Raw genomic sequence first — 18,112 nt, 5'->3', positions numbered from 1 at the left:
TGCTGGAAGATAGGCGCGCGTGGCGATGCGACCCGGGCCGCACAAGGCCCGGTTGATCGGAGATAATCCTGCAATATCTTGCGTGAGCCCGCCCCGTCTCGGGGCAGGTCAGGGACTGATCGGGGCAGCGAACCGGCTGGAGCGGGCCCTCAGGGAAGGACTTTGCCGGGGTTCATCAGCCTGTCCGGGTCGAGCGCCTGCTTGACCAGCGCCATCGCCCTCAGCTTGCCCGGATCCGTTGCCGTGCCCAGATAGGACATGCGTTTCACCCCGACACCATGCTCGGCAGAAAACGATCCGCCAAACGCGCGCAGGGGCGTGTAAAGCACCTCCTCCACCGCGCGCGACAGATCGGCAGTCAGCGGCCCGTTGCGGTTCAGCACGATATGCAGATTTCCATCCGCAAGATGCCCAAACACAAAAGGCGCAATCCCACCGTCAATTCCGGCAAGCCCGTTCACAACATGATCGACGTAGGCTCCGATTTCGGACAGCGGCACCGAGACATCGTAGGACGGCGCCCCCGGATGGGCGCGATACAGTTGATCGGTGTCTTCACGCAGCCGCCATAGATCGGCCTCTTGCCGTTGCGAGGCCGCGATGATGCCTGTGGCGGTTGGGTGGCGGTCGAGTGTGGCCCCGAAAATCTGTTCGATCGCCTCGGTCAGATCGGCCTGATTGCCGCCACCCAGCATCAGCAAGAGACAGATCGGTTGATCCAGCGGAAAGCTTGGCTCGGCCCAGCCCTGCGCCCGCGCCGTAAGCTGAATATAGGGTTGCCACAGCCCTTCCGCCGCGCGCAGATGCCCGACATCCGAACGCAGCGCGAGGCTGATTGCTTCCAGCGCGGCGGCTGCGGATGGCAAGCCCAGCATCACGGTGGCGGTGGATTGCGGCACAGGCTCCAGCTTGAGAACCACTCGTGTGACAATGCCAAGCGTGCCTTCCGCGCCGACGAACAGGTGTTTGAGATCATAGCCCGCCGTATTCTTCACCACGCGGGTCATGTCGGAATAGATCGTGCCATCGGGCAGCACGGCCTCCATGCCCAGCACCCGATGGCGCATCACCCCGTAGCGATGCGCCATGATGCCGCCTGCATTGGTCGACACCATGCCACCAATCGTCGCGGTTCCCCGCGCGGCAAGATCAATTCCCGGCTCCAGCCCATACGCCAGCGCGGCATTCTGCAAGATTTCCAATGCGACGCCCGCCTGCACCACGGCCACCCGCTCGTCAGGGTAGATGGCCTCGATCTGCGCCATGCGGGTCAGCGACAGCACGATCTGTCCGGGGTGCGACTGGCACCCACCGACCAGCCCGGTATGCCCACCCTGCGGCACAATGCTCACGCCCTGCGCATGGCAGATGGTGACGACGGCAGCGACTTCGGCGGTTGATCCCGGCAGCACCAGAAAATCGGCCATATGATCGGGGCCGACCGCATCGCGCACATAGGGCGCACCGACGACCGCGCTCAACGCGTGCCGCAAGGCCTGCAAGTCGGGGGTGGAAGGGGGGCGCGCCATCACCGGGCTACCAGTTTGCGCAATGCGACCATCAGCCGGTCATTTTCGGCAGGCGTGCCGATGGTGGCGCGCAGCCAGCTCTCATAACCTTTTTCGCGCCATGGTTTGACAATGATGCCCTCCAGAAGCAGGGCAGCGGCCACCTCTGCGCTGTCACGCCCGGTGTCAAAGAACAGGAAGTTGGTCTGCGACGGCGCGGCATGCAGCCCGAGTGCGGCCAGACCTGCGGCGACACGGTCCCGCTCGGCCCGGATGCCCGCAACCGAGGCTTTCATCCACGCTTCATCCGCCAAAGCGGCGATGGCGGCGCGTTGCGCGGCCCCGTTGACATTGAACGGCGTCTTGGCCGCCGCAATCACCCGCGCGAGTTCCGGGTCGGAACAAACGGCATATCCGACGCGCAACCCCGCCAAACCATAGGCCTTTGAAAAGGTGCGCAGCACGACATGGGCAATACCGCTGTCACGCAGCATGGCGATACCGTCGGGCGCATCGGAAAATTCAAAATAGGCCTCGTCCAGCACGAACAGCGTGCCCGGAGGCACAGCGTCGATCAGGCGCTGCAACGCCGGGCGGTCCAGCGCCGGCCCGACCGGATTCCACGGCGAGGACAGGAACACCACGCGTGGCCCGGCGGCAATTGCGGCCTCCAGCGCCGTCAGATCAAAACCAGCCGCCGCCGTCATCGGCACCTTCAGGACAGAGGCCCCTGCGGCCAGGGGTTCGATCTCGTGCAGGCCGAAACTTGGCACCACAGTCACCACCTGCGTCCCTGCAACCAAGACGGCCCGCGAAATCGCAGCGATCATTTCCTCGGAGCCGTTGCCGACCACGATCACCTCTGCCGCCACACCGATCCGGTCAGCCAGAGCTTCGCGCAGTGCCGTGCAGGCCGGATCGGCGTATCGCCAGGGCTCAAACCCGCCATCCGCCAAAGCCGCCAGAACGGCGGGCGAGCAGCCATCGGCGTTTTCGTTGCTGGCCAGCCGCGCCAGATCATCGCGCCCGCTCAGTGCACGGGCGCGCGTCAGGGACATGCCGGCATTGTAAGGCGGCAATGCCGCCACGCAGGGATTGACCTTCAACGCTGCAAAGGCGCGGGCTTCGGGTTTGGTCGGGGATGTTGCGGTCATTACAGATCCAATACGATTGCGGTTTTAGGGCGTGTGCAGCACAGCAACAATTCGCCCTGCGCCAGTTCCTCCAGCGGGTCTTCGAAATAGCTCACCTTGCCCGAAAGCATCCGCGATGTGCAGGTGCCGCAGATGCCCGCGCGGCAACTGAATTCGGGGGACAGGCCCTGATCTTCGGCAAAAGACAACAGCGATTGGGCGGCACCATCCCATGCGGCCACAATGCCGGATTTGCGAAACTCCACTGTAATTGCCCCGTCTGCGGGTGCAGCAGTGGCCTTCGCGACGGGCTGCGGTTTGGCCTCGGCGTCAAGCACCGTTGCCGGGCCGAAGAATTCATAGGCGATCCGGTCCTTCGCCACACCAAACCCGCGCAGCGTTTGATACATCGCCTGCATGAAGGGCGGCGGGCCACAGAGGTAGAAATCGTAGTCATCAAGCGGCAGCAGGCTTTGCATCCGCGCACGGGTGATGACCCCTTCGCTGTGAAAGCGCTGTGCGGCGCGATCCTCGGCGCTTGGCAGGCGATAGCTGTAATGCGCCGACACGCCCGGCCTCTGACCGACCAGACCGTTGACCTCATCGCGCAGCGCATGCACGTCGCCATTTTCGCAGGCATGCAGAAACAGGGTGCGGCGGGTGGAGCGATGCACCAGCGCATGCAGCATCGCCACCATCGGCGTCAGCCCGACACCCCCGCTCAGCAGAACCACCGGGCGGTCGCTGGCCTCGTCGAGCACGAATTCGCCGCGCGGCCCGTCGACCATCAGCACATCGCCCACAGCACTGCTGTCGTGCAGATAGCTGGACCCAAAGCCCACCGGCAGGCCCGGCCCCGCAGCAGGTTCGCGCTTGACCGAGATGCGGTATTGGCCGCTGTCGTCGGGTGCGCCAGACAGGCTGTAGTTGCGCAGCACATAGCCTTTCGGATAATCCGACGGGATCCTGAACACCAGAAACTGACCGGGACGGAAGCTTGGCAAAGCCGTGCCGTCCGCCGCCTCCAGATGAAACGAGGTGATGAGACTGCTTTCAACGGTTTTTGCCACAATCCGCAGGCCACGAAACCCGGCCTTGCCTTGCGGCACCTGTTCAGCGTTGCCGGTCATTCCGCCGCGACTTTCCGAGCCTGTTCGGCTTCGATCATCTTGGCCAGATTGCGACGGAACCGCATCGGCCCAACGTCGATCTTGAGATCAAGGTTCGGCGTGCGCTTGTTGGCCATGCCCTTGTGAACCGCCGTCAGAACAGCGCGATCCTCGTCAAACGCCCCCCGCACCGAGGCGGCAAATTCGGCCGAGATCCTGGCATCATCCGGCGCGAAATTGCGCATCTGGAACCAGTAATATTTGGTGGTGTTCTCGTCGATCGGCGTCATGAAGTTGTAGCTGTCCATCAGGAACGTATCCTCATGCAGAGGCCGGCCTTCGCCGCCGCTGCCAGCGGGCGCAAAGATCGCCTTGATGATGGCATTGCTGGGATAATGCACTTCATAGTGCTGCTTGCGGTCGGTCTTGCCTTTGAACTTCAGGTAGGGCGCATAGAAAGGTGCCGGTTCAACATCAAACATCCAGCGCCAGACCGTGACGCCATTCTCGCCAATGGTTGTTTCCAGCGGTGCCTCTTCGGTTGCGGCATTGCCGAACGAGCTCTGATGCACCCAGGCCACATGCGACGGGTCCAGCAGGTTGTCGGTCATGTAGAGATAGTTGCAATTGATGGCCATCGAGTCGCCGCGATTCAGGCCCCAGGCCGGATCGCCCCAATGGTCCACTTGGAAGATCAGGGCCGGATCGGCCTTTTCCGCGTCGCCCATCCAGACCCAGAGCAGGCCATAGCGTTCGTGGATCGGATAGGCGCGCACACAGGCGACATGCGGGATCTTCTCGACGCCGGGCACACGGGTGCAGGTGCCGGTGCCGTCAAAGGTCAGGCCGTGATAACCACACTCGACCGTATCCCCCTTGATGCGGCCCATCGAGAGCGGCAGCTTGCGATGCGGGCAGGCATCCTCAAGGGCCGCCACTTCGCCGTTGGTCTTGCGGAACAGCACGATCTCTTCGCCCAGCATCTTTACCGGAAACAGGTCGCTGCCAACCTCGTGATCCCATGCTGCGACATACCAGCTGTTATGTAGGTACATGATCGGCTCCCTGCGTTATGTGTGAACATATTGATAGCCCGCATCTGCCGCTTCAAAAAGCCCTTGCTTCTGCGTTCTATTATAGAAAAACTAAACCAAACGCCCTGACGGAGCGCCGGTCTTGCAAAAGCTTCCTTCCATGCGCGCGCTTCAGGCGTTCGAGGCCTTTGGCCGGCTCGGCAGCGCCACAGCCGCCGCGGCAGAACTGGGTGTGACGGTTGGTGCCATCAGCCAGCAGTTGCGCAAGGCCGAGGCAGAGGTCGGGCTGCGGCTGGTAGCGCGCAAAGGCAAGTCGATCAGCCTGACCACGCGCGGGCGGCAGTATCATGATGACATCACCGCCGCGTTTGATGCGCTGCGCGCGGCGCAAAGCAAGATCGAGCGCACGCGGTCGGACACAACACTCACGATTTCCTGCCTGCCCTCTCTGGCATCGAAATGGATCGGGGCGCAGTTGTTCGACTGGCAATCAGCGCATCCCACGGCAACGGTACGCCTGATCGGAGACGACACCGAACCGCGCTTTGGTGCGGACGAGGTCGATTTCCGGCTGTCCTACGGGGCGATGATCACGCGCTTTGACCATCGCACCGAACTGTTTGCAGATTGGGTTGTCCCTGCCTGCTCTCCGTCGCTGCTGGCCCGCCTGACGCTGCAAACGCCTGCCGACATCCTCGATGCGCCGCTTTTGGGCATCGAATGGGCGCGGGAACAGGGGGCCGCCCCCGGCTGGCATGACTGGGCTGCCCATATCGGCGCGGCGCATCGCAAAGCCGCGGGGGAGGTTGCGTTTTCGATGTCCAGTGCCGCGATTGATGCGGCCATCAATGGCCGGGGCTTTGTTCTGGCGCAACTGTCGATGGCTAACGAGGATATTGCCATGGGGCGGCTTGTCGTGCCCTTCGACATCCGGCTCAAGCTGTCGCAATCCTATGCGCTGGCCTGGGATCCGGCTGCGCTGGAAAAGCCGTTCGGGGCCGAGCTGCGCAGCTGGATTCAATCAATTTCGCGCCGGCAAAAAGCGATTTCAACGCCGCGCGACTGATGACTTGGCACGCGACCGTGCAGCGCGGGAGCCTTCAGGCGCACTGCATTCCACGAAATCTGAGATATCAATTTCGGAAGATTTAGCCACAGATAACGCAAGACCGCGAGCGAATCGTCGCAGTCATGATGGCATGAGCGCCACCGGAAGCCCCCCCTGTTGCAGTCGCTACGCAGGCAGAGATCTGCGTTTTTCATGGCGTGCCAACCGACACCCGACTGGTGTGCCTTCAGAAAATATCATGTTAATAAACTGATTATAATAGGTATAATTTATATTCCTGCACAAAATATCATCCGCTCTCTGCAGAAGGGATCGAAGATCGCAGCGACCATACAGAAAAGGTGAGATCAGAAATTGACTGCCTGCACCGATTATGCAAAAACTGAGATCACAGTTTTCCAAACGCCACCCCATTCACGCTTGAGGAGGAAGCATGAACATCCAAACTACAACCGTGGTTGATCGCCTGCGCAATGACCTGACGAGACTCAAGACCCTGCCCTCGTCCGAAGCCGTCACCATGCCGCCAGAATACTACACGTCCGAGGCGTTCCTCGCGCTTGAGAAGGACCATGTGTTCCGCAAGGACTGGGTCTGCCTTGGCCATGAAGGCGAGGTCGCCAATCCTGGCGATTACTTCACGACCGAAATGGTCGACGAACAGCTTCTGGTCACCCGCAGCAAGGATGGTGAGGTCAGGGTTCTGTCAAACGTCTGCCGCCATCGTGGCAATATCATTGCCGAAGGCCGGGGCAATGCCGCGCGTTTTTCGTGCAAGTATCACGCCTGGACCTACGACGGCAGCGACGGTCGCCTGATCGGCGCGCCGCTCATGGACAAGGTGCCGGGTTTTGACAAAAGCAAATGCAACCTGCCATCCTTCAAGACCGAGATCTGGAATGGCTTCATTTTCGTCAATCTTGACGGAACGGCCGAACCGCTCGCGCCGCAGCTTGCCGATATGGAACCGCTGATCCGCAATTATCACATTGACGAGCGGAACTTCCTCTATGCCACGGATGACATCTGGCAGACCAACTGGAAGTCGCTGTGCGAGAACTTCATGGAGGGCTATCACCTCAGCGCCACCCATACCAAGACGCTGCACCCGATCACGCCGACCAATCTGTGCGAAAAGATCCCGGGGAACGACGCCTTCACCGGCTACAAGGCGCATTACAACCCCAGCACCCCAGAACGCGGCCCCTATCACCCCGATCTGACGCGCGAGGAACAGCGGTTCAGCGGTCTCTATTGCGTGTATCCAAATCTGGTGTTTTCCGTCGCACCCCACTTTACGCTGTTCCTGTGCCTGAGACCGGCAGGCGCAGATGCCGTTGCAATCCGCTGGGGCGTGGCAGGCGTGCTGACCGATCCGGATGATCCCGGCGTGCACGACTATGTGCGGCTTTGCAACGAGTTCAACGCGGAAGACCGGGCAAAGCTGGAAACCCTGCAGAAAGGGCTGAAGACCAAATACTATACCGGGGGCCGTCTGGCCGCCGATCATTTTGAAGGCACGATCTGGGATATCTACCAGTATATGGCCCGCAAACTGGCAAGCGACATCGCCCTCTGACGCATCACGCAGCGTGCGCCACCAGCATCGGGTGGCGCACGCTTCATCCATCTGGATCCAGACTTCAACACGCAAGCCGCCAGATCGGCGTGCCTGCCAATACAAGCGGCGGGGATGGTGTTGAAGGTTTCATCTGGCGGAATCCATCCGAGCAGCATAACTGACGTTCAAGTGAACAAGTTATGGTAGTCAATATGGCGTCCCCAAAGATCAGGACGGACATCCTGCTTGACGACGACAAACGGATCAGGCCGCAAGCGTCGCTGACCGAGGACATCCGTCAGAAACTGCGCTGGAATCTTGCCTCGGGTATCTACCTTCCCGGTACACGCCTTTCAACGCGCGGATTGGCCAAGGAGTTCGGGACGAGTGTCATGCCGGTGCGCGATGCGCTCAAGCAACTGGTGGCAGAGCGCATTCTGGTGGTCGAACGGCAAAGCGCCTTCCGGGTTCCGGTGATCTCGCGCGCGCGAGGCGTTCAACTGTTTGAAATCCGCACAACATTAGAAATGCTTGCCACGCGCAATGCGGTTCCATCCCTGACCGATGCTCATGCTGATCTGCTCGGAAAGTTCTGCAATGACATGGCCGCCGCATTGGAGCGCGGCGATGTGCAGGGCTATTTTGCCGCCAACTATTCCTTCCATTTCCTGATCTACTCAGCAACCCGCAACCCCGATCTGGTGGCGATGATCGAAGGGCTCTGGATGCAGATCGGCCCGTTCTATGCGGCGATCCTGGATACCAGCACGCGCGCCGACTACTGGCAGATTTACCATGAGCAAGCGATTGCCGCCATCCGCGCAGGCGATGCCGAAGAGGCAGCAAGAGCCATCGCGCGCGATATCAACTCTGCACGCGACTTTTTCTGCACCTGCTGAACCGGTCTAAAACAACCCTTTCGGATGCGCTCACCACGGCCGCGACAGGGCAATCACCGACCGGACCGTCGCCTCGCATGTGCTGACGCGCACATGCGAGGGATGATGTCAGCCAGACGCTTGCAGCGCCCTTGTCAGATCACTCGGTGAACCACCAGCGTTCGCCGCAACGGGCACCGTCAAGCGCCCAGTCGTTGCCGATCTCGCCATGGCCAATCTTGTTCGACGTTGCATCGAGCAAATCGGCCCAGATCGGCGCAACCATGCCGCCATCTTCCCAGATGAGGCGCTGGCACTCCCAATACAACTCCTTGCGCTTGACCTCATCAACTTCCGAACGGGCAGCAGCCAGAGTGTTGTTGAAGACCTCATTGTCCCAGCTCGTCTCGTTCCAGCCGCCGAGGCTCTGGCGCGAATAGGCCAGTGTCAGCATCGCATCTTCGTTCACGCGGCCAGACCAGCGGGTAGCGAACATCGGGCGTTGACCCCAGATGCTGGACCAGTAACCGTCATCCGGTTCACGCTGCACATTGATGGTGATACCCGCCGCCGCCGCATGTTGCGCATAGAGCTGCGCCATGTTCGTCGCCCCGGTGAAGGGCAGTTCCGAGACGTGCAGGGGTACCGTCAGGCCACTGACACCGGCGCGGTTCAACAGGAACTTGGCCTGTTCCGGGTCGTAGCTGTGCTGCGCGAGGCCCGGATTGTGATAGGCGTAGGCCACCGAAATCGGCTGGTCATTTGCAATCGAGCCATAGCCTGCCTGAATGGTCGTCAGCACGGCCTCGCGGTCAATCGCGAGTTTCATGGCAAGGCGCACATCCGCGTTCTGGAACAGCGGATCCTTGACGTTCATGCTGAACGCGTGGTGCTGCTTTCCTTTGGTCTGCAACAGCTTGATGTTGGGCATCGCGGCCAGCAGCGGCGCGGTCGTCGTGTCCACGGCATCCATTGCGTCGATCTGGCCGGTTTGCAGGGCCGTCGTGCGCGCGTTGATATCAGAGATGCAGTGGATCTCGATCGCGTCGAAATGGGCGCGACCTTCTTTCCAGTAATTCGGGTTGCGCTTCACCAGGCTGCGGACGCCGGGCTGGAAGGTTTCAAGGATATAGCCGCCGGTGCCGATGCCGGCGGCAAAATTCATGTCATCCGCCGGGACGATCAGCATGTTGATCATCGACAGGATTGCCGGGAAGCCCGCATTGGGAGCCTCAAGCTTCACCGTCACTTCCAGCGGTGCTGTCACGCTGACATCGGTGATTGCAGCCATCAGCGATTTTGCTTCCGAAATCGAAGCCTCGCCGCGGTGCAGATTGAGCGAGAACACCACATCTTCGGCGGTCAGGGTCTTGCCATTGTGGAACTCCACGCCCGGACGGATCTTGAAGACCCAGGCCGACAGATCGGCATTGGGATTCCATTCCGTTGCAAGCTCGGGGATCAACACACCACCGGGGCCCACTTCGATCAGGCAGTTGCGCAGCTGATACTGCAAGTGCATCATGAACCGATATTCGTTCATCTGCGGGTCAAGCTGTTCGGAGGAGCTGAAGTCCGACACCGCCATGCGGAAGGTGCCGCCACGACGGGGGGCAGCGGTCTGCGCGCGCAGCGGCATCGGTGCGATACCAAGGGCGGCAGCGGAAGCCATGGCGCCGGCGCCAAGCAGCAGTGATCGGCGATTGGTGGTGTACATCTGTGTTGACTCCCTATGGATAGGCCGCAGTGCCGCATTCGTCCACATATGGCGGATCGTGGATGACAGGCCCTGCGGCTGTCATTATGTCTGACCTTGACAGCATATAGCCCCATTAATAGTGCAACAAACCAGAAACTTTACCGTATAGAACAGGTCTGCTAAACTATCATCTCAACATTGGTGGAGTTTTCGTCATCGCCCTACCCCCGTTGCGCGCTTTGCAAGCATTTGAAGCATTCGGCCGGACGGGCAGTGTGCACCTCGCCGCCCGTGACCTTGGTGTGACCCCGAGCGCGATCAGCCAACAGCTGCGAACACTTGAGGATTCCATCGGGATCGCACTCGTGTCGCAGGAGGGGCGGCGGGTGGTGATGACGCCGACGGCCCGGATCTATCATGACCTGATTTCGCAAGGCTTCGACAGGCTGGTGCGCGCGCAGGAGTTCATTTCGTCGCATCGCAGCACCGAAGAGCTGACCGTCTCGGGCTTGCCGACCCTGCTTCAGAAGTGGTTGAATCCGATCATCCATCGCTTTCAGGCCCATGGGCGCGAACCCTCCATCCGTATCATTGCCACGCATCAGGAGGCGGATCCGCAATTGATGGAGCAGATGTTCCGGCTGACCTATGGCGGTTCGGCCAAACGCTATCCCCACTCGCGGTTGCTGTTTCAGGACAGGTGTTTTCCGGCCTGCTCGCCTGACTTTCTGGCGGCCCATCCCGAAGCCGCCACGCCAGACGGGCTGGCGCAGGTGCCGCTCATCGGCATCGACTGGTCGATGGACGAATCCATTGCGCCAACCTGGGACGATTGGTTCACCCTGATCGGCGTCACGCCTGCGCCGCGACCGAAGATCGCTGCCGTCTATTCCCTCACCGGCCTCGCGCTGGAAGCGGCGGTCAGCGGGCAAGGCGTGGTTCTGGCACAAACAGCTTTCGCGCAGAACGATCTGGAGACAGGGCGCCTTGTCCGCCTGTCCGAGACAAGCCTCGAGATGCAAGAGGGTTACCATATCTGCTGGGGGAACAATGCCTTGACGCGCAATTTCGCCCGTGAATTCCTGAACTGGGCGATACTGGAATCGAAGCCGAGACGCGAAGGAACATTAAGATAGGCTAAACAATCAGGCTGGCTTTCTAGGCTGCGCACAGGGCTTTGGCACCTGTATAGTCTAGACATAGGGCATAGAAGCTCAGCCATAGAGAGGTTTAGTCATGTTTCTGAAGAACGCCTGGTATGTCGGTGCCTGGAGCCACGAGGTCACTCACAGCCTGAAACAGATCATCATGCTTGGCGAAAAGATCTGCGTCTATCGCAACTCTCAGGGTGAGGTCATTGCGCTGGAGGATGCCTGCCCGCACCGCAAGCTGCCGCTTTCGAAGGGCCGGATCAAGGATGACAATGTCGAATGTGGCTATCACGGGCTGACGTTCGATTGCGCCGGGCAATGCGTCTGGGCCCCCGGCGGTGGCCGCATGCCCTCGGCGGCGAAAGTGCGCCCCTATCCCGTCCACGAGAAATACGGTCTGGTCTGGATCTGGATGGGCAATGCCGCAATCGCAGACGCGGACGAAATCATTGATATCCCGAATTTCTACGATCCCGACTGGGGCATGAACAGCGGCGATGCGATGGAGTTGAAGTGCAACTATCTTCTAATGTGCGACAACCTGCTTGATCCGTCCCATGTGGCCTGGGTGCATGAAACCAGCTTTGCGCAGGCCGCAACCCGCGACACCCCGCTGAAGGTCACCAAGACCGAGGTCGGCGTGATCGTCCACCGCTGGATGATGAACGTGGATGCAGCGCCTTTCTATGCCAAGATCATCGGTTTCGAGGGCAAATGTGACCGTCTGCAACATTATGAGGTGCGTTACCCGAGCCACGCCCTCATCCGCTCGATCTTTACCCCAGCGGGCACCGGCGGCCCGGATGGCACCCTGCACCAGGACACATTTGTCATGGACAGCTACAACTTCATGACCCCGGTCAATGACGGCGAGACGCGCTATTACTGGTTCCAGCTGCGCAACATCCGGCCCAAGGATGAAGAGCTGTCCAAACTGATGGCAGCCGACGTGCGCGGTGCCTTTGAAGAGGATCGCGCGATCCTGAACGAAGTGCAGATCGGCATGAACAGCAAGACCTCGCCCCACATTGACCTGTCGATCGACGCGGGGCAGTTGCGCTTCCGCCGCCAGCTTGAGGCGATGATCGCCGAAGAGCGGTTGGTCGATGAAAAAATGCGGGGCTGATCATGGCGGAGGCATTCCGGCGTTTTCGCCTTGTTCGCAAAACGCGCGAGAGCGAGGTCATCACTTCGTTCCATTTCGTCCCGGTCGATGGCGGTGCCTTGTGGCCCGCCCGCCCCGGCCAGTATCTGACCCTGCGCATCCCCGCCGAGGGTCAGCCGAAAGGCCATGTCCTGCGCACCTATTCGCTGTCCAACGCGGTGGATGCCCAGGATTGCCACCGGATTTCAGTCAAGCGGGAAGCCGGAGACGGCACCCGCCCCGACGGCATCGGCTCCTGCTTCCTGCATGACACGCTTGCCGAGGGCGACGAGGTCGACATCGCGGCCCCGCGCGGCGACTTCTTCCTCGATGAAGACACCGAGCGCCCGGTGCTGCTTCTGGCGGGCGGGGTTGGTGTGACGCCGCTGTTGTCGATGCTACACCGGCTGGCGGCGACCCAACGCAGGGCCTGGCTGGTTCACGCCACCGAAAATGGCGCGGTGCAGGCGCTGCACGATGAAACCGCCGCACTTGCGGCGGCGTCGGACGGCAGGATCACCGTCTGCAACGTCATGCGCGCGCCGACCGAGGCCGACCGCGCCGCGGGCCGGTATGATGCCGAGGGCCTTGTGGATCGGGCGGTGCTACAGCGGCTGCTGCCGGTTGATGACTATCAGGTCTATCTCTGCGGCCCGCAGCCCTTCATGGTTGCCATGTGGCGGCTGCTGACCAGCCTCGGCTTTCCGCCGGAGCGCATCGCCTATGAATTCTTCGGCAAGGGCGGCTCCCTTGCGGGGATGGCAGCCCCGGTCGCGCCGCAGATACCCCGTATCCCGGTCAACGCGCCAAAGTCGGTCTCGAAGCTTGATTTTCTGACGGATCCGGATGTCTTTGCCATCCCAGACTCCCATTCTCGCAAGGCCCCGGCGCCGATGGCGGCAGAGCAGCGGAGCGGGGATGAGGTCGTCTTCGCCCGCTCGGGCGTGACGGTCGCGTGGAACGGAAAGGACTCCATTCTGGAACTCGCCGAGGCGGCCGGGCTGGAGCCGGCATTTGTCTGCCGTGCCGGGATCTGCAATTCCTGCATCTGTGACGTCAAGGAGGGGGAGGTGGACTACACCTCGGACCCGCTTGATCCGCCTGACGCAGGCATGGCGCTGATCTGCTGTTCGCGGCCAAAAGGGCGGGTCGTGCTGGATCTGTGATCCTGTTCCGCTTGATGAAACGAAGGAGGCCCGTGCCGGAAAAGATCCGGCACGGGCCTCTGGTTTTTGGCGTTCCTCAATCAGAACGCTGCCATGATTGCCAAGGATCGCGCAGCCCCCCCGCGAGGGGGGGACATCGCTTATGCCGACTGCCGTGCCGCCAGAACGTTGTTCAGCCAGTCGGGGTCCATCTCGGGCACCGATGACAGCAGAAGTTCGGTATAGGCTGCGTGCGGCGGCGAGAAAATCTCGTCCTTGGTGCCCTGTTCGACCACCTTGCCGTGCTGCATCACCACCACCTGATCCGCAATGGCCCGCACCGTGGCCAGATCATGCGTGATGAAGAGATAACTCAAGCCGCGCTCACGTTGCAGCCGGTCCAGAAGGCGCAGGATGCCTTCCGCAACCAGTTGGTCAAGCGCACTTGTCACCTCGTCGCAGATGATCAGCTCGGGTTCGGCAGCAAGGGCGCGGGCGATGCAGACACGTTGCTTTTGCCCGCCCGACAATTCCCCGGGCAGACGGTCGATATAGCGGTCGGGCTCCAGCTCGATCTCTTCAAGAAGCTCGCGGATCCGCCTCTCTTTCGCGTTGCCACTCAGACCCAGATAGAATTCCAGCGGCCGCCCGAGAACATCGCGGATCCGTTGCCGCGGGTTCAGGGCAGTGTCTGCCATCTGGTGGATCATCTGCATCCGCTTGAGCAGCGCGCGTGGCCGACTGGTGCCTTTCGGCGGCAGGATCTCGCCGTCGAACGTCACTGTGCCCTCGCTTTGCCGCAACAGGCCCATGATCACGCGGGCCGTGGTCGATTTACCCGACCCACTTTCGCCGACAACCGCCACCGTCCGCCCCCTGGCCACGCCAAAGGACACACGGTCGAGCACTTTGTGCGGGCCATAATGCGCAGACAACTGGTCGATCTTGAGAATGGTCGCCGGCTCTTCGCCAAGCGCGCGCGGGGCGGGCCGGAAGTCGCGGACCGCCCACAGGGATTTGGTATAGGCTTCACGCGGGTTCGCGAGCATCTCGCGTGTCGGGCCATCCTCGACCTCTTCACCCTTCAGAAGCACCTTCACCCGGTCCGCCATCTGCGCCACCACAGCAAGGTCATGCGTGATGTAGATGGCAGCGGTGCCATGATTGCGCACAATATCGCGGATCGCGGCAAGCACCTCGATCTGGGTCGTGACATCCAGCGCGGTCGTGGGTTCATCAAAGATAATCAGATCAGGGCGGCAGGCCATCGCCATCGCCGTCATCGCGCGTTGCAACTGGCCACCGGAAACCTGATGCGGATAGCGGAAACCGATCTGATCCGGGTCGGGCAGGCGCATTTCGCTGTAAAGACGCACCGCTTCGGCTTCGGCTTCGGCGCGGCTCATGACGCCGTGCTGAAGCGGGGCTTCGCAATGTTGCGCCATCAACCGCCAGGCGGGGTTGAAAGAGGCCGCTGAGGATTGCGCAACATAGGCGATACGTCGCCCCCGCAGATCCCGGAGCGTTTCCGCCGAAGCGCCGACAAGCTCGACGCCATCGAACTTGATTGACCCCGAAGCGATGCGGCAGCCTGACCGCACATGGCCCATGGCGGTCAGCCCGAGCGTGGATTTACCGGCACCGCTTTCGCCGATCAGGCCAAGGACTTCGCCCTTGTTCAGATCAAGGCTCACGCCTTTGACGATCTGCTGCCAGGCATCGCCCGAGCGGCCTTCGATCCAGAGATCACGGATTTCAAGAAGCTTTGCCATGTTCAGTCCTTCAGTCCGCTAGACAGATGCAAGACCCAATCCACCACCAGGTTGACCGCGATTGTCAGAACCGCAATCGCGCCCGCAGGAAGCAGCGGCGCAAAGCCAAAGGTTGCGGTCTGCCAGCTTGAGAAATTCGCATAGGCAATCAGCCGCGCGCTTTCGCGGACCATCGAGCCCCAATCCGCCGTCGGCGGCTGCAAGCCAAGCCCGAGGAAGCTGAGCGCCGAGATGAAGAGGAACACGAAACAGAAGCGCAGGCCAAATTCGGCGATCAGGGGCGAGGCGGCATTTGGCAGAACCTCGCGCCGGATGATCCAGAACAGCCCTTCGCCGCGCATCCGGGCGACTTCCACATAGTCCATCGTCAGGATCCCTTGTGCCACGGCACGGGCCAGCCGGAAGACACGCGTGCTGTCCAGAACCGCAATCACCAGGATCAGCGCCACAACATTGGTGCCGGTGATGGTCAGGATCAGCAGGGCGAAAACAAGCGACGGGATCGCCATCAACACATCCACGATGCGCGACAGCCCTGTATCAAGCCAGCCCCCCACCGTGGCAGCCAGAAGGCCGAGGCTCGACCCGATCAGGAACGCCAGAAGCGTCGTTGCCAGCGCGATGCCGACCGTATTGCGCGCGCCATAGATGAGCCGCGACATCACATCCCGCCCCACCGCATCGGTCCCAAGGTAGAAGGGGGCGGCCCAGGGCAGATAGGCGCTTCCGACGATCTCACGTTCGGTATGGGGGGCGATCAGCGGGGCAAAGATGGCGATGAAGGCATAGGCGGCAATCAGGCCGAGCCCGAGTTTTGCCGATACGGGCGCGGTGCGCAGCTGCGACAGCCAGTTGATCACGGAGTTACCTCGGATGCAGAAGGCGCGGATTGGCGATGATCCCGATGATATCCGCGGCCAAATTGAGAAGGATGTAGGTCGCGGCGAAGATCAGGCAGGCCGCCTGCACGACCGGCATGTCGCGCTTTGAGACACTGTCGACCAGAAGCTGCCCAAGACCCGGGTATACAAAGACAACTTCAACCAGAACGACGCCGACAATCAGATAGGCGAGATTGAGCGCGACAACCGTGACGATGGGGGCGACCGCATTGGGCAGCGCATGGACCGCAATCACCCGCCAGCGCTTGACGCCTTTCAACTCGGCCATTTCGATATAGGGCAAGGCCAGAAGGTTGACGATTGCGGCGCGTGTCATCCGCATCATATGCGCCATCACGATCAGCACCATCGTCAGCGCGGGCAGGAAAGACACATACAGGCGACTGCCAAGCAACATGTCCGGGGTGACGCTGGCAAGGCTGGGGAACCACTTCAACTGCACCGCAAAGATCAGGATCAGGATATAGGCCACGAAAAACTCGGGCAAAGAGATCACGGCGAGCGTCGAGCTCGAGATGATGCGGTCCATGAGCGAGCCGCGATAAAGCGCCGCGATCAAGCCCAGCAGGATTGCCACGGGCACGGCGATCAGGGCGGCATAGGCGGCAAGAAAGAGGGTGTTGAAGGTGCGTTCGCCGATCAGTTCGGTAATTGGCATCTGGTTGGCGATAGACAGGCCAAACTCGCCGGTTAGCGCACCCCCCAGCCAATGAAAGTAGCGTATCAGCGGCGGGTCGGTCAGCCCGAAGCGGGCATTGAAGGCGGCGATGGTCTCGGGCGTCGCCGACTGGCCCAGGATTTCTGTCGCGATATCGCCGGGCAACAGCTCCACTGCCCAGAAAATCACTGCCGATACGACCAAGAGTGTCAGCACACCAATGGCCAGCCTTCTTGCGATCAACCTTGGGATAGGGGGGATTTTTCTGAGCATTTGTATGTGCTTTATAGTTTATATGATCATGTATAATGTCTGAAAACGCCATCTTGTCCAGAAAAAACTGGCACAATCTCTGCCATTGGCAAGAAATATGATGATTTCTTGGCGCTTTTGGGCGAAGACTGCATGGCAATTGGGAGAACCTGTGTGGCGAAGAATTTCGGCGAAGTTAAGGCGGACGTGCTCATGCGAATCATGGGCGGCGAGTGGCCACCCGGCAGCCTGATTCCGAATGAACAAGACCTTGCCGTGGAATACGGCGTCGCCCGCGCAACGGTGAACCGCGCCATGCGAGAGCTGGTTGACGAGGGCATTGTCGAACGCAAGCGCAAGGCGGGGACACGCGTGCGCCAGTCGCCCGTCCGGCAGGCAAGGATCGCGATTCCGCTGGTGCGCAACGAGATCATCGAACTCGGCTCGGTCTACCGCTATGCACTGGTGCGGTCGGAAATCCTGGTTCCGCCAGACTGGCGCCGGGCACAGATGAACCTCAAACCAGAGACCGAGGTGCTGCACCTCGTCGCGCTGCATTTCGCGGATGGGAGACCCTATCAGCTTGAGGATCGCTGGATCAATCTTGACGCCACGCCGACGGCCCGCACCGTCGATTTCTCGGTTGTCAGCCCCAATGAGTGGCTGGTGACGCAGGTGCCGTTTTCAAGCGTCGAGATCAGCTTTTCTGCGACCTCCGCCGATCCCGAACAGGCGCTCATGCTGTGCTGCGAACCCAGAGATGCGCTGTTCCGGGTTGAACGACAGACAACCTGGCAAGGCGAAACCGTGACTTACGTCAATCTTGTCTATCACCGCGACCATCGCATGACGACGAGCTACTGAGGCAGACGGCTCTTCGCCCCTGTCCCGAAACGCGAGATCGCTGCCGAGTGCCGCCCCATGCAACGCCGCCTGCAATATCTGGCAAGCACCCGGTGCCGGTCGGACAGGCGATGACGCTTTGCTGGCGCGAAAGGGCATTCCCGGCGCACCACCAAGGTGCGGCTTGAAGCCGTGTTAAAAGTAATTATTACTTATCTAAATAAGATTTCAGATCAATGATATTGATCTGTTTC

15 protein-coding genes are annotated in these 18,112 nt (G+C 61.0%); 7 read left to right on the top strand and 8 right to left on the bottom strand.

Features of this window, described 5'->3' with window-relative positions; genetic code table 11:
* Window positions 1-149: 149 nt before the first annotated feature.
* The 4 genes from KM031_RS19040 to KM031_RS19025 are packed head-to-tail and all read right to left on the bottom strand — an operon-like array spanning window position 150 to window position 4,805.
* Window positions 150-1,529, bottom strand: a complete 1,380-nt coding sequence (locus KM031_RS19040) for an FAD-binding oxidoreductase (protein WP_215505465.1) — start codon at window positions 1,527-1,529, stop codon at window positions 150-152.
* Window positions 1,529-2,662, bottom strand: coding sequence for a histidinol-phosphate transaminase (hisC, locus tag KM031_RS19035; protein WP_215505464.1), 1,134 nt, complete (start codon window positions 2,660-2,662; stop codon window positions 1,529-1,531). Before hisC ends, KM031_RS19040 begins: the two co-directional genes overlap by 1 nt.
* Entirely contained in the window at window positions 2,662-3,771 is a 1,110-nt protein-coding gene (locus KM031_RS19030) for a 2Fe-2S iron-sulfur cluster-binding protein (protein WP_215505463.1), read from the bottom strand. Before KM031_RS19030 ends, hisC begins: the two co-directional genes overlap by 1 nt.
* Window positions 3,768-4,805 carry an aromatic ring-hydroxylating dioxygenase subunit alpha gene (locus tag KM031_RS19025; protein WP_215505462.1) on the bottom strand — a complete coding sequence of 346 codons (1,038 nt, stop codon included), beginning with the start codon at window positions 4,803-4,805 and terminating at the stop codon, window positions 3,768-3,770. The genes KM031_RS19030 and KM031_RS19025 overlap by 4 nt, the downstream gene beginning before the upstream one ends.
* Before the next feature lie 139 nt (window positions 4,806-4,944).
* Here KM031_RS19025 and KM031_RS19020 point away from each other — a divergent pair, with 139 nt between their 5' ends.
* The 3 genes from KM031_RS19020 (at window position 4,945) to KM031_RS19010 (ending at window position 8,313) form a co-directional block, all read left to right on the top strand.
* Complete coding sequence (locus tag KM031_RS19020; protein ID WP_215505461.1) at window positions 4,945-5,850, top strand: LysR substrate-binding domain-containing protein; 906 nt, start codon at window positions 4,945-4,947, stop codon at window positions 5,848-5,850.
* A 436-nt stretch (window positions 5,851-6,286) separates the two neighbouring features.
* Window positions 6,287-7,432 (top strand): aromatic ring-hydroxylating oxygenase subunit alpha, encoded by a 1,146-nt coding sequence (locus tag KM031_RS19015; RefSeq protein ID WP_215505460.1) that lies wholly within the window; start codon window positions 6,287-6,289, stop codon window positions 7,430-7,432.
* A 182-nt stretch (window positions 7,433-7,614) separates the two neighbouring features.
* Window positions 7,615-8,313 (top strand): GntR family transcriptional regulator, encoded by a 699-nt coding sequence (locus KM031_RS19010; RefSeq protein ID WP_307742833.1) that lies wholly within the window; start codon window positions 7,615-7,617, stop codon window positions 8,311-8,313.
* 139 nt (window positions 8,314-8,452) lie between these two features.
* Here KM031_RS19010 and KM031_RS19005 read toward each other — a convergent pair whose 3' ends face one another.
* Window positions 8,453-9,964, bottom strand: a complete 1,512-nt coding sequence (locus KM031_RS19005) for an ABC transporter substrate-binding protein (RefSeq protein WP_260692201.1) — start codon at window positions 9,962-9,964, stop codon at window positions 8,453-8,455.
* A 302-nt stretch (window positions 9,965-10,266) separates the two neighbouring features.
* On the opposite strand from KM031_RS19005, the gene KM031_RS19000 reads away from it, so the two are divergent.
* From KM031_RS19000 to KM031_RS18990, 3 genes are all read left to right on the top strand, one after another.
* Window positions 10,267-11,127: a LysR substrate-binding domain-containing protein gene (locus tag KM031_RS19000; RefSeq protein WP_260692200.1), complete on the top strand. Its 861-nt coding sequence runs from the start codon at window positions 10,267-10,269 to the stop codon at window positions 11,125-11,127.
* 100 nt (window positions 11,128-11,227) lie between these two features.
* Complete coding sequence (locus tag KM031_RS18995) at window positions 11,228-12,268, top strand: aromatic ring-hydroxylating dioxygenase subunit alpha (RefSeq protein WP_215505456.1); 1,041 nt, start codon at window positions 11,228-11,230, stop codon at window positions 12,266-12,268.
* Between the two features lie 2 nt (window positions 12,269-12,270).
* Window positions 12,271-13,452 (top strand): 2Fe-2S iron-sulfur cluster-binding protein, encoded by a 1,182-nt coding sequence (locus tag KM031_RS18990; RefSeq protein ID WP_215505455.1) that lies wholly within the window; start codon window positions 12,271-12,273, stop codon window positions 13,450-13,452.
* Between the two features lie 140 nt (window positions 13,453-13,592).
* Here the strand turns inward: KM031_RS18990 and KM031_RS18985 are convergent, their stop codons facing one another.
* From KM031_RS18985 to KM031_RS18975, 3 genes are read right to left on the bottom strand one after another with little or no spacing between them, the layout of a single operon-like run.
* Window positions 13,593-15,203, bottom strand: a complete 1,611-nt coding sequence (locus tag KM031_RS18985; protein ID WP_215505454.1) for an ABC transporter ATP-binding protein — start codon at window positions 15,201-15,203, stop codon at window positions 13,593-13,595.
* Window positions 15,204-15,205: 2 nt separating this feature from the next.
* Window positions 15,206-16,060: an ABC transporter permease gene (locus KM031_RS18980; RefSeq protein WP_260692208.1), complete on the bottom strand. Its 855-nt coding sequence runs from the start codon at window positions 16,058-16,060 to the stop codon at window positions 15,206-15,208.
* A gap of 7 nt (window positions 16,061-16,067) precedes the next feature.
* A complete protein-coding gene (locus KM031_RS18975) occupies window positions 16,068-17,024 on the bottom strand; it encodes an ABC transporter permease (RefSeq protein ID WP_260692207.1) in 957 nt (318 codons plus the stop codon).
* A gap of 165 nt (window positions 17,025-17,189) precedes the next feature.
* On the opposite strand from KM031_RS18975, the gene hutC reads away from it, so the two are divergent.
* Entirely contained in the window at window positions 17,190-17,879 is a 690-nt protein-coding gene (hutC, locus tag KM031_RS18970; RefSeq protein WP_260692199.1) for a histidine utilization transcriptional repressor HutC, read from the top strand.
* Window positions 17,880-18,112: the final 233 nt, after the last annotated feature.

The sequence above is a fragment of the Gemmobacter fulvus genome, assembly GCF_018798885.1.
Lineage (GTDB): Bacteria > Pseudomonadota > Alphaproteobacteria > Rhodobacterales > Rhodobacteraceae > Gemmobacter > Gemmobacter fulvus.
The sequence above is the reverse complement of the archived record's forward strand: the minus strand, read 5'-3'. Positions and strand labels throughout refer to the sequence as shown.